The 14,045-nt window shown below is 68.9% G+C and carries 9 protein-coding genes; 4 read left to right on the top strand and 5 right to left on the bottom strand.

Features of this window, described 5'->3' with window-relative positions:
- Positions 1-4: 4 nt before the first annotated feature.
- Positions 5-1,423, top strand: a complete 1,419-nt coding sequence (gene cls / locus AC3ANK_RS00450) for a cardiolipin synthase (protein WP_484171806.1) — start codon at positions 5-7, stop codon at positions 1,421-1,423.
- 88 nt (positions 1,424-1,511) lie between these two features.
- Complete coding sequence (locus AC3ANK_RS00445) at positions 1,512-4,967, top strand: PAS domain-containing hybrid sensor histidine kinase/response regulator (RefSeq protein WP_484171805.1); 3,456 nt, start codon at positions 1,512-1,514, stop codon at positions 4,965-4,967.
- 21 nt (positions 4,968-4,988) lie between these two features.
- Here the strand turns inward: AC3ANK_RS00445 and AC3ANK_RS00440 are convergent, their stop codons facing one another.
- From AC3ANK_RS00440 to acs, 3 genes are all read right to left on the bottom strand, one after another.
- Positions 4,989-6,311, bottom strand: coding sequence for a PQQ-dependent sugar dehydrogenase (locus AC3ANK_RS00440; RefSeq protein WP_484171804.1), 1,323 nt, complete (start codon positions 6,309-6,311; stop codon positions 4,989-4,991).
- 108 nt (positions 6,312-6,419) lie between these two features.
- Positions 6,420-7,088 (bottom strand): response regulator transcription factor, encoded by a 669-nt coding sequence (locus AC3ANK_RS00435; protein WP_206861808.1) that lies wholly within the window; start codon positions 7,086-7,088, stop codon positions 6,420-6,422.
- A gap of 145 nt (positions 7,089-7,233) precedes the next feature.
- Positions 7,234-9,186, bottom strand: coding sequence for an acetate--CoA ligase (acs, locus tag AC3ANK_RS00430; RefSeq protein WP_484171803.1), 1,953 nt, complete (start codon positions 9,184-9,186; stop codon positions 7,234-7,236).
- Between the two features lie 221 nt (positions 9,187-9,407).
- Here acs and AC3ANK_RS00425 point away from each other — a divergent pair, with 221 nt between their 5' ends.
- Positions 9,408-10,868 (top strand): DcaP family trimeric outer membrane transporter, encoded by a 1,461-nt coding sequence (locus AC3ANK_RS00425; RefSeq protein ID WP_484171802.1) that lies wholly within the window; start codon positions 9,408-9,410, stop codon positions 10,866-10,868.
- 12 nt (positions 10,869-10,880) lie between these two features.
- Entirely contained in the window at positions 10,881-12,548 is a 1,668-nt protein-coding gene (locus AC3ANK_RS00420; protein WP_206861811.1) for an MFS transporter, read from the top strand.
- 147 nt (positions 12,549-12,695) lie between these two features.
- Here AC3ANK_RS00420 and AC3ANK_RS00415 read toward each other — a convergent pair whose 3' ends face one another.
- Entirely contained in the window at positions 12,696-13,073 is a 378-nt protein-coding gene (locus tag AC3ANK_RS00415; RefSeq protein WP_484171801.1) for an MmcQ/YjbR family DNA-binding protein, read from the bottom strand.
- Positions 13,074-13,126: 53 nt separating this feature from the next.
- Positions 13,127-14,035, bottom strand: a complete 909-nt coding sequence (locus AC3ANK_RS00410) for a LysR substrate-binding domain-containing protein (RefSeq protein WP_484171800.1) — start codon at positions 14,033-14,035, stop codon at positions 13,127-13,129.
- Positions 14,036-14,045 lie beyond the last annotated feature (10 nt).

Below are 14,045 nucleotides of genomic sequence, written 5' to 3'. Positions count from 1 at the left end.
TCGAATGAATTTCGAAGTCCACTTCGGCTATTTGCTCTTCCTGTTCGACTGGTTGATCCGTCTCGCCGCACTGGCGTGGATCCCGGTGCGCAGCCCGCCCGCGGCCGCGCGCAGCTGGTTGCTGCTGGTGGGCTTCGTGCCGCTGTTCGGATTGCCGCTGTACCTGCTGCTCGGACATCCATGGCTGGCGACGCAGCGGCGGCAACGGCAGGCGCTCGCATCGCAGCTGATCCGCGATCGCCAGGCGAGTCTTGCGATGCTTCGCTGGACGCCGGCCGCGCACGGCCTCACCTCCGACATCGCGCGGCTCGCCGAACGCCTGGGCGATTTCATGCCGGTGCACGGCAACACCGTCGACCTGCTGGACGATTACGCGACGTCGATCGACGCGCTGGTCGCCGACATCGACGCGGCGCGCGAGGAAGTGCACCTGCTCTACTACCTGATGTTCGACGACGCCGTCGGCCGCGCCGTGTGCGAGGCACTGCAGCGCGCCAGCGGGCGCGGCGTGCGCTGCCGGTTGCTGCTTGATGCGGTCGGTGCGAAGTCCGGCTTCCGGGCATTCGCCGGGCCGTTGGGGAACGCGGGCGTGGACGTGCGCGCGATGCTCGCCGGCGGCCTGAGGTGGCGCAGCCTCTCGCGCATGGACCTGCGCAACCACCGCAAGCTCGCGCTGATCGACCGGCGCGTCGGCTACGTCGGCTCGCAGAACCTCGCCGACGCCGGCTTCGTGCCCGGCCATCCCAATCGCGAGCTGGTCGCGCGCGTGCGCGGGCCGGTGCTGCGGCAGATCGCGGCGTTGTTCGCGAGCGACTGGCTGATCGAGACCGGCGAGCGGCTGGAGATCGGCGATTTTCCAGGCGGCGAAGCGGGCCGCACGCCCGCGCAGATGCTGCCCAGCGGCCCGGCGTATCCGTTCGAGAACGCGCGCAACCTGGTCGTCGCGCTGGTGCAGCGTGCGCGTCGGCGCGTGGTGCTGGTCACGCCGTACTTCGTGCCGGACGACATGACGCTCGGCGCGCTGCGCGTAGCGGCGCTGTCGGGCATCGACGTGCAGCTGGTGCTGTCGATGAGCAACAACCAGACGCTGACGCGCTGGGCGCAGCGGTCCTACTACGACGAACTGCTCCGGGCGGGCGTGCGGATCGCGCTGTACCGCCCTCACTTCCTGCACGCCAAGCACCTGAGCGTGGACGACGAGGTCGCGCTGATCGGCTCGATCAACCTCGACATCCGCTCCTTCGCGCTGAATGCCGAAGCCGGGCTGCTGTGCTTCGATGCGGAGGTGGTCGCCCGGTTGCGCAGGATCGAGGCCGACTACCTCGCCGATGCGCGGCAACTGGAGCTGCACGAATGGCGCCGCCGTCCACGCTGGCACCGCAGCCTGGAAGGCATGGCGCGGCTGGCCGACTCGCTGATGTAGGCGGGCCGGCGCATTCAGCGACCCGGGCCGGACGCGGGCTGCCGTCGACGTTCTACACTCGCGGCGTGTTCCCTGCAGGGCGGCTTACGTGATCCCAGGCTGGATTCTGCTGCTGGTTTCGGCGGCCTACGTCGGCGTGCTGTTCGCGGTGGCCTATTTCGGCGACCAGCGCGAAACCACGCCGCGGGCGCGCTGGCTGCGGCCGGCGGTGTATTCGCTGGCGCTGGCGGTGTACTGCTCGTCGTGGACGTTCTACGGGGCGGTCGGCACGGCGGCGCGCACGGGGCTGGGATTCCTGCCGATCTACCTCGGCCCGCTGCTGATGCTGCTGTTCGGCTGGCGCATCCTGGAACGGCTGGTGCTGATCTCCGGCGAGCACCGCATCGTGTCGATCGCCGATTTCCTGTCGTCCCGCTACGGCCGCGCGCCGGGCCTCGCGGCGCTGGTGGCGGCGGTCGCGCTGACCGCGGCCGTCCCGTACGTCGCGCTCCAGTTCAAGGCCGTCGCGATGAGCGTGGAAGTGCTGGCCGACGTGCGCAGCGACGCCGGCCTGCTGTCGGACCCGGCGTTCTACGTGGCGCTGATGCTGGCGGCGTTCGCGATCCTGTTCGGCACGCGCCAGATCGACGCCACCGAACACCATCGCGGCATGGTGCTCGCCATCGCGCTGGAATCGCTGGTGAAGCTGCTCGCGTTCCTCGCCATCGGCCTGTTCGCGCTGGCGCACCTGCCGGGCACGGGCAACCTGGTCCAGCGGATGGTGCAGGCCGCGCCGGTGGTGACGGCGCAGGGCCTGCCGGCGGGCTTCGTCGCGCAGACGCTGCTGGCGTTCACCGCCATCGTCTGCCTGCCGCGCCAGTTCCACGTCGCCGTCGTCGAATGCCAGGACCCGGCCGACCTGCGGTCGGCGCGCTGGATGTTCGGCGCCTACCTGGTGCTGATCTCGCTGCTGGTGGTGCCGATCACGCTGGCGGGGCAGTCGCTGCTCGCCGGCACGGGCGCGTCGCCCGACACCTACGTGCTCGCGCTGCCGCTGGCCCTGCAGCACGAGACGCTGGCGTTGATCGTCTACATCGGCGGGTTCTCCGCGGCGACGGGCATGGTGATCGTCGCCAGCGTCGCGCTCTCCACGATGGTCAGCAACGACCTGATCATGCCGCTGCTGCTGCGCGGTGGCGCGCTGCACGAAAGCCAGGGCATCGACAAGCAGGTGCTGTGGGTGCGCCGCATCACCATCTTCGTGCTGGCGATGATGGCCTACGGCTACCACCGCGGCTCGGCGTACTACGGCGGCGGCGAGGACACGCTCGCGCAGCACGGACTGCTCGCGTTCGCGGCGGTGGCGCAGTTCGCGCCGGCGCTGATCGGCGGCCTGTACTGGCGCGGTGCGAGCCGCGCCGGTGCGTTCTCCGGCCTGTTCGCCGGCACGGTGCTGTGGCTGTACACGCTGCTGCTGCCGGCGCTGGCGCGCGGTGGCTGGTTCGGCACGCAGTGGATCGAACAGGGGCCGCTCGGCGTGGACTGGCTGCGGCCGGAACAGCTGTTCGGCCTGCATGGCTGGGACCCGCTCACGCACGGCGCGTTCTGGTCGCTGCTGTTCAACGTCGGCGTGTTCCTGTTCGTCTCGGTGCGACAGCGTCCGCGTTTGCAGGAGCAACTGCTTGCCGCGCCGTTCCTCGATCCCTACGTGCAGCGTCCCGCGCTCGGCCCCGGCGGTTGGGCCGGCAGCGTGCGCGGCGGCGAACTGCTCGCGCTCGCCGAACGCATCGTCGGCGAACGCCATGCACGCCGCGCCTTCGAGGAGTACGCACTGCAACAGGGCCGCACGTGGCAGCCGGAACAACCGGCCGACCGCGCACTCGCGCAGTTCACCGAACGCCTGCTCGCCTCGGCGATCGGCGCGGCCTCGGCGCGCCTCACGCTCACCACCGCGCTGCGCGGCTCGGGCATGGAACTGGGCGAAGTGGTGGCGCTGCTCGACGAAGCGAACCAGGAATTGCGCTTCAACCGGCAGATCCTTTCCACCACGCTGGAGAACATCAGCCAGGGCGTGAGCGTGGTCGATGCGGAAATGCGCCTGGTCGCATGGAATCGCCGGTACCAGGAGCTGTTCGAATATCCCGACGGCATGCTGTACGTGGGTCGCCCGGTGAGCGATCTCATCCGCTGGAACGCGGAACGCGGCGAGATGGGCCCCGGCGACATCGACGAGCAGGTGCGTCGCCGCCTGAAGCATCTTCGCGCCGGCGTGCCGCACGTGTTCGAACGCGTGCGCGCGAACGGACAGGTGATCGAGATGCGCGGCCGTCCGCTGCCCGGCGGCTACGTCACGACGTATTCCGACGTGACCGATTACAAGCGCGCCGAGCAGGGCCTGCGCGAAGTCAACGAAACGCTCGAACAGCGCGTCGAATTGCGCACGCGCGAGGCCGAGGCCGCGCAGCAGTCGAAAACGCGCTTCCTCGCGGCGATCAGCCACGACGTGCTGCAACCGCTCAACGCCGCGCGACTGTTCGCCAGCGCGCTGCGCGAAACCAGCGACGTCGCCGAGCAGGCGCACCTGGCCGAACGCGTCGATGCATCGCTGCGCGCCGCCGAGGACCTGCTCGACGGCCTGCTCGATATCTCACGTCTCGACGCAGGCGCGCTGCGCATCGCCATCACCGATTTCGACGTCAACGAGCTGTTGCGCGAACTCGTCGCGCAGTACGCGCCGGTTGCCGCCGGACGCGGACTGCAGCTGCGCGTGCGCGCGCCGGACACGCCGCGACCGGTGCGCAGCGACCGTCGCCTGCTGCGTCGCGCCCTGCAGAACTTCCTCGCCAATGCCTTGCGCTACACGCGCGAGGGCGGCGTGCTGATCGCCGCGCGCATGCGCGAGGGCGCGGTCGAACTGCAGGTGTGGGACACCGGACCGGGCATTTCCGAACACCACCTGGCGCAGATCTTCGATGAGTTCCGCCGCTTCGAGACGCCTTCCGACGCCGGCGAACGCGGCCTCGGCCTGGGCCTGTCGATCTGCCAGCGCATCGCGCGCACGCTGGAGCATCCGCTGCGCGTGCGCTCGCGCGTGAACGTGGGCAGCGTGTTCTCGATCACCGTGCCGTTCGGCCGCGCGATGCACGCCGCGCCGCTGCCGTCGCCGCATGTGACGATGGGTGGCGATTCGCTCGCCGGCCTGCGCGTGCTGTGCGTGGACAACGATCGCGAGATCCTCGACGGCATGCGCAGCCTGCTGCAACGCTGGGGCGTCGTCGCGCTCACCGCCGCGAACGCGGATGAAGCGCTGGCGCGGCTCGACGAGCGGCCGGACGTCGCGCTGGTCGACTATCACCTGCACGACCGGCTCGACGGCCTGGGCGTGATCGACGAACTGCGAGCGCATTACGGCCGCTCGCTGCCGGCGGCGTTGCTGACCGGTGACGGCAGCGACGCGCTCAAGCTCGCCGCGCGCGAGCACGACTGCCGCGTGCTGACCAAACCGGTGAAGCCGGCGTCCTTGCGCGCATTCCTCGCCGCGCAGCGGCAGGCCGTGCACGCGTGATTGCCTTGACGCGCGCGATCGTCAGCGATTCGACGCGCTCACGCGCCACACCACGTTGCCGACGTCGTCGGCGACCAGCAGCGCGCCGTCGCGTGCGATCGCCACGCCGACGGGACGTCCGCGCGCGTTGAGGTCGGCATCGAGGAAACCGCCGAGCACGTCGACCATCGTGCCGGTCGGGCGTCCGCCATCGAACGGTACGAACACGACCTTGTAGCCCGACAGTGGCTGCCGGTTCCACGAACCGTGCAGGCCGATGAAGGCGCCGTTCGAGTAACCATCGCCGAGCTTCTGCCCCTGCGCGAACGTGAGGCCGAGCGGCGCGACGTGCGCGCCGAGCGCGAAGTCGGGCTCGCGCGCGGTGGCGACGAGGTCGGGGTTCTGCGGCTTCACGCGCGTGTCGACGTGCTGGCCCCAGTAGCTGTACGGCCAGCCGAAGAACGCGCCACGCTCGACGTGCGTGAGGTAATCGGGCACGAGGTCGTTGCCGAGTTCGTCGCGCTCGTTGACCACGGCCCACAACGCGCCGGTGTCCGGTTCGAACGCGATGCCGACCGGATTGCGCAGGCCGCTGGCGAACACGCGGCGCGTGCGCGCGGCGGGATCGATCTCCAGGATCGCCGCGCGATCGACCTCGGCCTGCATGCCGTTGTCGGCGATGTTGCTGTTCGAACCGACGCCGACGAACAGCCGCGTGCCGTCCTTCGATGCGACCAGCGTCTTGGTCCAGTGATGGTTGAGCTGGTCGCCGCCGCCGGGCAGGTCGACGACTTTTTCCGGCGCGCCGCTCGCCTGCGTCTGTCCTGTCTCGTAAGGCAGGCGCACCAGCGCGTCGGTGTTCGCGATGTAAAGCGTGTCGCCGACCAGCGCCATGCCGATCGGCGAGGTCAGGTTTTCCGCGAAGGCGCTGCGCATTTCGGCCACGCCGTCGCCATCGGCATCGCGCAGCAGCGTGATGCGGTTCGCGCTGGGCACGCCGGAGCCGGCGCGCTTCATCACCGCGGCCATCACCTTGCCCTTGAGGCCCTTGATGCCGCGCTTGCCCGGCGGCGCGTTGCTTTCGGCGACCAGCACGTCGCCATTGGGCAGCACATGGAGCCAGCGCGGATGGTTGAGTCCGGTCGCGAGCGCCTTCACTTCGAGCCCCGCGGCGGGCGTCGGCGTTTCCACGCCGTCCCAGCCGCGCGCGGGCGCGATTTCGACCACCGGCAACGCCGACGTCTGCGGCGGCACGATCCGCGGGTTGGCGCCGGTGTCCTCGCCTTCACGCAGCTTCGCCTGGCCGCCGCAGGCGGCGAGTGTCGAAGCGAGCACGAGCGTGGCGATCCGAAGCGCCAGGTTCATGGAGAACGGGACTCCATTGCGACTGTTCCGCACGCTGTAGTACCGCAGCGGCGGTGGATCGGGCGTGAGTTGCCTCCGGGCGCCGGACGACGAGCGTGTCGCGGGGGCTCAGTCGGCCTCTTCCGGCGGCGGCACGATCGCGCCCGGGTCCAGCGCGAGCCGGCCGGCGATCAGTACGGCCTGCGTGCGGTTGCTGGCGCCGAGCTTGCGCAGGATCGCGGTGACATGCGCCTTCACCGTTGCCTCCGACACGCCGAGTTCGTAGCCGATCTGCTTGTTGAGCAGCCCCGCGCCGAGCATCTGCAACACCCGGAACTGTTGCGGCGTGAGATCGCGCAAACGCTGCGCGGCGTCGTGTTCGTCGGCGTGCGCCGCCGGTGCGGAGAGCGCGACCGACGGCGCCCAGCGATCGCCATCGAGCACGCGCGTGATCGCCTCGCCGAGCGTCGCGGCATCGGCGGATTTCGGAATGAAGCCGACCGCGCCGTGATCGAGCGCGCGGCGCATCACCGTGGGCTCCTCGCGCGCGGAGACGACGACGATGGGCAATTGCGGATGCAGCGCGCGCAGGTGCACGAGCGCGCTGAAACCCTGCGCGCCGGGCATGTTGAGATCGAGCAGCAGCAGGTCGGCGTCGGGTTCGGCTTCGACCAGCGTGTACAGCGCCTCGACGCTGTCGGCCTCGCGCAGCTGCGCGTCCGGCAGCACGCGCGCGACCGCGCCGCGCAGGGCTTCGCGGAAGAGCGGGTGGTCGTCGGCGATGAGGAGGGTGGGCATCTGGTCGGGCTTCTGCTTCCCCAGCTGTCAGGGGAGGTTGGGAGGGTAAGCGGCTCGGGCGCCAGTGACGCAATGACGGCCGGCGATACATCCCTCCGCGTCCCTCCCCTGCACGCGGGAGGGAGTGCTTCCGGGAGGGAAGGAGTTACGAAACCCGCCGCTCGCGCACCAGCGATTCGACCACGCTCGGATCGGCCAGCGTGCTCGTGTCGCCGAGCTGGTCCGGTGCGTTCTCGGCGATCTTGCGCAGGATGCGGCGCATGATCTTGCCCGAGCGCGTCTTCGGCAGGCCCGGCGCCCATTGCAGGTGGTCGGGCGTGGCGATCGGCCCGATCTCCTTTCGCACATGGGCGATGAGCTCCTTGTGCAGGTCGTCGGTGGGCGACTCGCCGGCGATCAGCGTCACGTAGGCGTAGATGCCCTGCCCCTTGATGTCGTGGGGGAACCCGACCACCGCCGCCTCGGCGACCTTCGGGTGCGACACCAGCGCGCTTTCCACTTCCGCCGTGCCGATGCGGTGGCCCGACACGTTGATGACGTCGTCCACGCGGCCGGTGATCCAGTAATAGCCGTCGGCATCGCGGCGGCAGCCGTCGCCGGTGAAGTACGTGCCGGGATACGTGCGGAAATACGTGTCGATGAAGCGGGCGTGGTCGCCGTACACGGTGCGCATCTGGCCCGGCCAGGAATCGGTCAGCACCAGGTTGCCTTCGGCTTCGCCTTCCAGCCGCGCGCCGTTCGCATCGACCAGCGCCGGCTGGATGCCGAAGAACGGCCTGGTCGCCGAACCCGGCTTGAGATCGATCGCGCCCGCCAGCGGCGTGATGAGGATGCCGCCGGTTTCGGTCTGCCACCATGTGTCGACGATCGGGCAACGCGAATCGCCGACCGTTTCGTAGTACCAGCGCCACGCCTCGGGATTGATCGGCTCGCCGACCGTGCCGAGCAGGCGCAGCGACGCGCGCGAGGTCTTCTTCACCGGCTCGTCGCCGTCGCGCATCAGCGCGCGGATGGCCGTCGGCGCGGTGTAGAACAGCGTGACCTGGTGCTTGTCGATCACTTCCCAGAAACGCGACACGCTCGGGTAGTTCGGCACGCCTTCGAACACCAGCGCGGTGGCGCCATTGGCGAGCGGCCCGTACACGATGTAGCTGTGGCCGGTGACCCAGCCGACGTCGGCGGTGCACCAGTAGATGTCGTTTTCGCGCAGGTCGAAGACGACTTCGTGCGTGTAGCTCGCGTAGACCAGGTAGCCGGCGGTGGTGTGCAGCACGCCCTTCGGCTTTCCGGTCGAGCCGGAGGTGTAGAGGATGAACAGCGGGTCCTCGGCGTTCATGCGCTCGGGCGCGCATTCGGTGGGCTGGCCGTCGACGACCGCGTCGTACCAGCGGTCGCGCGGCATCTGCATCTCCACCGCCGAGCCGGTGTGGCGCACGACGAGCACGGTCTCGACCGTGTTGGTGCCGCCCATCTTCAGCGCGGCGTCGACGTTGGCCTTCAGGGGCACCTTCTTGCCGCCGCGCAGGCCTTCGTCGGCGGTGATGATGATGCGGCTCTGGCAATCGGCGACGCGATCGGCGATGGACTGCGGCGCGAATCCGCCGAACACCACCGAGTGGATCGCGCCGATGCGCGCGCAGGCGAGCATCGCGACCACGGCGTCGGGAATCATCGGCAGGTAGATGGTGACGCGATCGCCCTTGCGCACGCCCAGCGAGCGCAGCGCGTTGGCCAGCTTGCACACGCGCGCGTGCAGGTCGCGGTAGGTGATGTGCTCGGCCGGCCTGGAGGCATCGTCGTGCTCGAAGATCAGCGCGGTCTTGTCGCCGCGCGTGGCGAGGTGGCGGTCCAGGCAGTTCACGCTCGCGTTGAGCTCGCCGTCCTCGTACCAGCGGATGCGGAAATCCTCCAGGTCGAAGCTGACGTCCTTGATCTTCGTCGGCTTGGCGAACCAGTCGAGCCGGCCGGCGACCTTGCCCCAGAACGCGGCCGGATCGCGCACCGATTCGGCGTACAGGCGCTCGTAGTCCTCGCGCGTCACGAGCGCCTTCGCGGCGAAGTCCGGATCGATCGGATAGACGGCGGCGGGATGGTTCATGGCGGGCGGCTCCGGGACGGCGTGAAAGGCGTTCCGGCCGAAGCAGGCGGCCGGAACGGCCAGTGTGCCGCATTCGCTGTCGGGCCTCATCCACGGGGGTGTAGACGATGGTCGTAGACGGCCCGCGCCTACGACCAATGGGGAATGGTTGTGCAGCGCGATGGCGCCGCAGGCTCGGGCCATGTCGGGCATCCGGTCCGGCGTTCCTTTGGGAGGGAATCATGTCCGCAAGCATTGCCCCGACGTCGAAGGCCGCGTCTCCGCGTCGCCGCCCGCTCGCCGCCGCATTGCTCGTCGCGCTCGCGTTGCCGGGGATGGCCTTCGCGCAGACCGCGAAGGAGAAGGAGCTGGAAGCGCGCGTCGCCCAGCTCGAAGCGATGGTCCAGCAACTGGTGGCGCAGCAGCAGCAACAGCGGAGCCAGATCAGCGAAGTGAAGACGGCCCAGGCCACCGCGCCCGCCGCACCGGCCACGCCCGCGACGGCGACCGCGGCCACGGGCGCGGCGGCGCCGATCCAGAGCACGACGATCACGCCGACCGCGAATCCGAACTCGAAGTTCTCCTACGGCGGCTTCATCAAGCTCGATGCGTCGGTCACCTCGACCAACGACGGCGACATTCCCGACGGCACCGTGGGTCGCCTGTTCTACGTGCCCAAAGCGATTCCGGTCGGCCAGGGCGACCTGCGCGAAGGCGGCACCGACACCGACATGGGCGCCAATTTCTCGCGCTTCTGGTTCGGCGTGGACAGCGTCACCGACAACGACGACAAGCTGAAGGCGTACCTGGAGTTCGACCTGTTCGGCGGCGGCAGCACGGCCTTCACCGGCAACGAGGTCGCGACCAACACCTACGCGCTCACCCTGCGCCAGGCCTACGTGCAGTGGAACAACTGGCTGGCCGGCCAGACCTGGACGAACTTCCAGGACACCGCCGCGCTGCCCGACACGGTCGACTTCCTCGGCCCCACGGAAGGCACGGTGTTCGTGCGCCAGGCGCAGGTGCGCTACACCAACGGGCCGTGGTCGTTCTCGATGGAGAACCCGGAAACGGTCTACACGCCGTTCAACGGCAACATGGCGCAGATCGCCGGCGACGACGGCCCGATGCCCGACTTCACCGCGCGCTACACGGCCAAGGGCGACTGGGGCCACTTCGGCGTCGCGGGCCTGGTGCGGCAGCTGAAGTACCAGACCGCGGGCGTCGCCGGAACGCCGACCACGCCGGCGCTTCCGTCGATCGAGGACGAAAGCACCGGCTACGGCCTGAGCGTGTCGGGCAAGTTCAACCTCGGCAAGAACGACGACATCCGCTACATGGTCACCGGCGGCAGCGGCATCGGCCGCTACATCGGCCTGGCGCTGAACAACGACGCGGTGCTCGATTCCACGGGCGACCTGGACAACATCGACGTCATCGCCGGCTTCGTCGGCTGGCGCCACGTGTTCACTCCGAAGCTGCGCATGAACCTGTTCTATTCGCGCGCCGAATACGACCAGGACGTCGACCTCACCGGCCTTGGCATCACCCGGGGCGCGCAGTCCGCGCACGCGAACCTGATCTATTCGCCGCTGCCCAAGCTCGACCTCGGCGCGGAGCTGATCTGGGGCCAGCGTGAACTCGAGAACGGCGACCGCGGCGAGCTCAACCGCCTGCAGACGCACGTCAAGTACAACTTCTAAGGGGGCGAGAACGTGTCCACCATTACCGCAAACACCTCGAAAGAGGGCACGCTCAGCCAGGGGCACAAGAAGGTCATCTTCGCCTCCAGCCTGGGCACCGTGTTCGAGTGGTACGACTTCTACCTGTACGGCTCGCTCGCGGCGATCATCGCCAAGCAGTTCTTCAGCGGGTTGAACGAGACCAGCGCCTTCATCTTCGCGCTGCTCGCGTTCGCCGCGGGCTTCGCGGTGCGTCCGTTCGGCGCGATCGTGTTCGGTCGCCTCGGCGACATGATCGGCCGCAAGTACACGTTCCTGGTCACCATCGTGATCATGGGCCTGTCGACGTTCCTGGTCGGCATCCTGCCGAACTACGCGTCGATCGGATTCGCGGCGCCGGCGATCCTGATCATCCTGCGATTGCTGCAGGGCCTGGCGCTGGGCGGCGAGTACGGCGGCGCGGCGACGTACGTGGCCGAACACGCACCGCACGGCAAGCGCGGCCTGTACACCAGCTTCATCCAGACCACCGCGACGATCGGCCTGTTCCTGTCGCTGCTGGTGATCCTGGGCGTGCGCACGTGGATGGGCACCGAGGCGTTCGAGGCCTGGGGCTGGCGCATTCCGTTCCTGCTGTCGATCGTGCTGCTGGGCGTGTCGGTGTGGATCCGCATGCAGCTCAACGAATCGCCGCTGTTCCAGCAGATGAAGGCCGAAGGCAAGCAGTCCAAGGCGCCGATCACCGAGAGCTTCTTCTCGAAGAACGGCAAGATCGTGCTGCTCGCGCTGCTGGGCGCGACCGCAGGCCAGGCGGTGGTGTGGTACGCGGGCCAGTTCTACGCGATGTACTTCCTGACGCAGTCGTTGAAGGTGGATGCGACGACGACGTGGCTGCTGATCGCCGCCGCGCTCGCCATCGGCACACCGTTCTTCATCTTCTTCGGCTGGCTCAGCGACAGGATCGGCCGCAAGAAGATCATCATGGCCGGCTGCCTGATCGCCGCGATCACCTACTTCCCGCTGTTCAAGGGCCTCACCCACTACGCCAACCCGGCCATCGCCGAAGCCAGCGCGAACGCGCCGGCCGTGGTGCACGCCGATCCGCGCACCTGCTCGTTCCAGTTCGACCCGGTGGGCAAGAAGGTCTTCACCAACTCGTGCGACATCGCCACGGCCGCGCTCGCCAAGGCCGGCGTGCCGTACACGATCCAGGCGGCTCCCGCAGGCACGGTGGCACGCGTGACGGTGGGCGACGTCGAGGTCCAGAGCTTCGAAGGCGCGGGCCTGGGCAAGGACGACAGCAAGGCGAAGACCGACGCGTTCGGCACCGCACTGAAGCAGGCGCTCACTGCCGGCGGTTATCCCGAGAAGGCGGACCCGGATCGCATCAACAAGCCGATGGTGCTGCTGATCCTGACCATCCTCGTCATCTACGTGACGATGGTCTACGGCCCGATCGCCGCGTGGCTGGTGGAGCTGTTCCCCACGCGCATCCGCTACACCTCGATGTCGCTGCCGTACCACATCGGCAACGGCTGGTTCGGCGGCTTCCTGCCGACGATCGCCTTCGCGCTGGTGGCGGCCACGGGCAACATGTACTACGGCCTGTGGTACCCGATCATCATCGCGCTGATGACCTTCGTGATCGGCTCGCTGTTCCTGCGCGAGACGAAGGATGTGGATATCACCGCGTACGATTGATCGACGCTCGATCGGGTGACGTTCGATCGATCGCGGTCCGATCGTTGGATGCGACAACGCCGGCCTTGTGCCGGCGTTGTCGTTTGTGGGCCTGGCGATCGCTTCGGTGCTTCGCCTGTGCCAGTGTCGTCCGCGCACGCCGGCGCCTCAGCGGTCCACGAACGCCTCATCGCCCACCAGCTCACGCCGACGCTTCCCACTCAGCGTCCCCAACGCACGCCGATACGACCACGTCACCAGCTCGCGCAGGTAATCCTCCGGCACGCGGCGCACGTCGACGACGGTCACCCAGTACCAGCGTGCCATCCAACGCGCCGGCTTGACGCCGGGCTGGTCGGTGAGTTCCACGAAGCGGTCCGGCGTCGTGCGGAAACTGAAGCGCCAGCGCTCCGGCTCGCTGGTCTTGAAGTAGGCGAAGGTCTTGCCGCCCACCGAGTAGACGAGGATGTTCGACGGTTCGCCGTGCAGCACTTCCTTCGCTGCGGGAAACGACGCGCAGTAGCGCTTGAGCCGGGCGGTGTCCATGGCGGCATTCTCGCGCGTGTCTGCTGACAGCCTGCCGGCAGCAGCCACCGCGTTCAGCCGTCCTCGCGGAAGTGATCGACCAGGAACTCGACCGTCGCGCGCACGCCGGGCAGCAGGCCGCGCCGGTGCGGCATCACCAGCGTGGTGGTCACCGTGCCGGCGTTCCAGTCCGGCAGCACGCGCACCAGCGCGCCCGACGCGATGGACGCCCGGCACATCCGCTCCGGCAGGCAGGCGATGCCAAGGCCGGCTTCGGCGGCGGCGATCAGCACCGTGGATTCGTTCGCGACCATGACCGCCTGCGGCGCGACCAGCGCGCGCCGGCCGGAACGATCGAACAGCGTCCACGTGGTCAGCAAGGCGCCCGACAGCACGCCGTCGTGCTGCGCGAGATCGTCGGGCGATCGCATCGGCGAACGCGATGACACATACGCGGGCGACGCCACCAGCACGACCGCCTCTTCCGAGAGACGACGCTGCACCAGACCCGAATCGGGAAGCGGCGCGAAATGACTGCGGATGGCGATGTCCATGCCTTCCTGCGGCAGGTCGACGAAGCGGTCGGACACGTCCAGCTGCAGGCGCAGCTTCGGGTGCAGGCGCGCCAGGCGCGGCAGGCACGCGGCCAGCTGCAGCTGCGCCACCGGCACCGAGGCACTGATGCGTACCGTGCCGCTCGGCTCGGCCTGGCGGTCGCGCACGATGGCCTCGGCGGCTTCGGCCTCGATCAGTGCGCCGCGCGCGTGCTCGTAGAAATCGCGCCCCAGCTCGGTCAGGGTGAAGCTGCGCGAGGTGCGATGGATCAGGCGCGCCGACAGTCGTTCCTCCAGCACCGCCACGCGCTTGCTGATCGTCGACTTGGGCAGGCCCAGGCGGCGCGAGGCCGCGGCGAAACCGCCGTGCTCGACGGCGGACACGAAGAACACCAGGTCGTTGAGGTTGAGCACGCGGCCGACATCCATCCATGTGGAC

The organism is Lysobacter sp. SCRH-1R, assembly GCF_057747855.1.
The sequence above is the reverse complement of the archived record's forward strand: the minus strand, read 5'-3'. Positions and strand labels throughout refer to the sequence as shown.

Bases quoted from the DNA above. Each gene is read 5' to 3' on its own strand.
- AC3ANK_RS00440 (WP_484171804.1), bottom strand. From the start codon at position 6,311: ATGAACCTGGCGCTTCGGATCGCCACGCTCGTGCTCGCTTCGACACTC.
- cls (WP_484171806.1), top strand. From the start codon at position 5: ATGAATTTCGAAGTCCACTTCGGCTATTTGCTCTTCCTGTTCGACTGG.
- acs (WP_484171803.1), bottom strand. From the start codon at position 9,186: ATGAACCATCCCGCCGCCGTCTATCCGATCGATCCGGACTTCGCCGCG.
- AC3ANK_RS00415 (WP_484171801.1), bottom strand. From the start codon at position 13,073: ATGGACACCGCCCGGCTCAAGCGCTACTGCGCGTCGTTTCCCGCAGCG.
- AC3ANK_RS00410 (WP_484171800.1), bottom strand. From the start codon at position 14,035: ATGGATGTCGGCCGCGTGCTCAACCTCAACGACCTGGTGTTCTTCGTG.
- AC3ANK_RS00425 (WP_484171802.1), top strand. From the start codon at position 9,408: ATGTCCGCAAGCATTGCCCCGACGTCGAAGGCCGCGTCTCCGCGTCGC.
- AC3ANK_RS00435 (WP_206861808.1), bottom strand. From the start codon at position 7,088: ATGCCCACCCTCCTCATCGCCGACGACCACCCGCTCTTCCGCGAAGCC.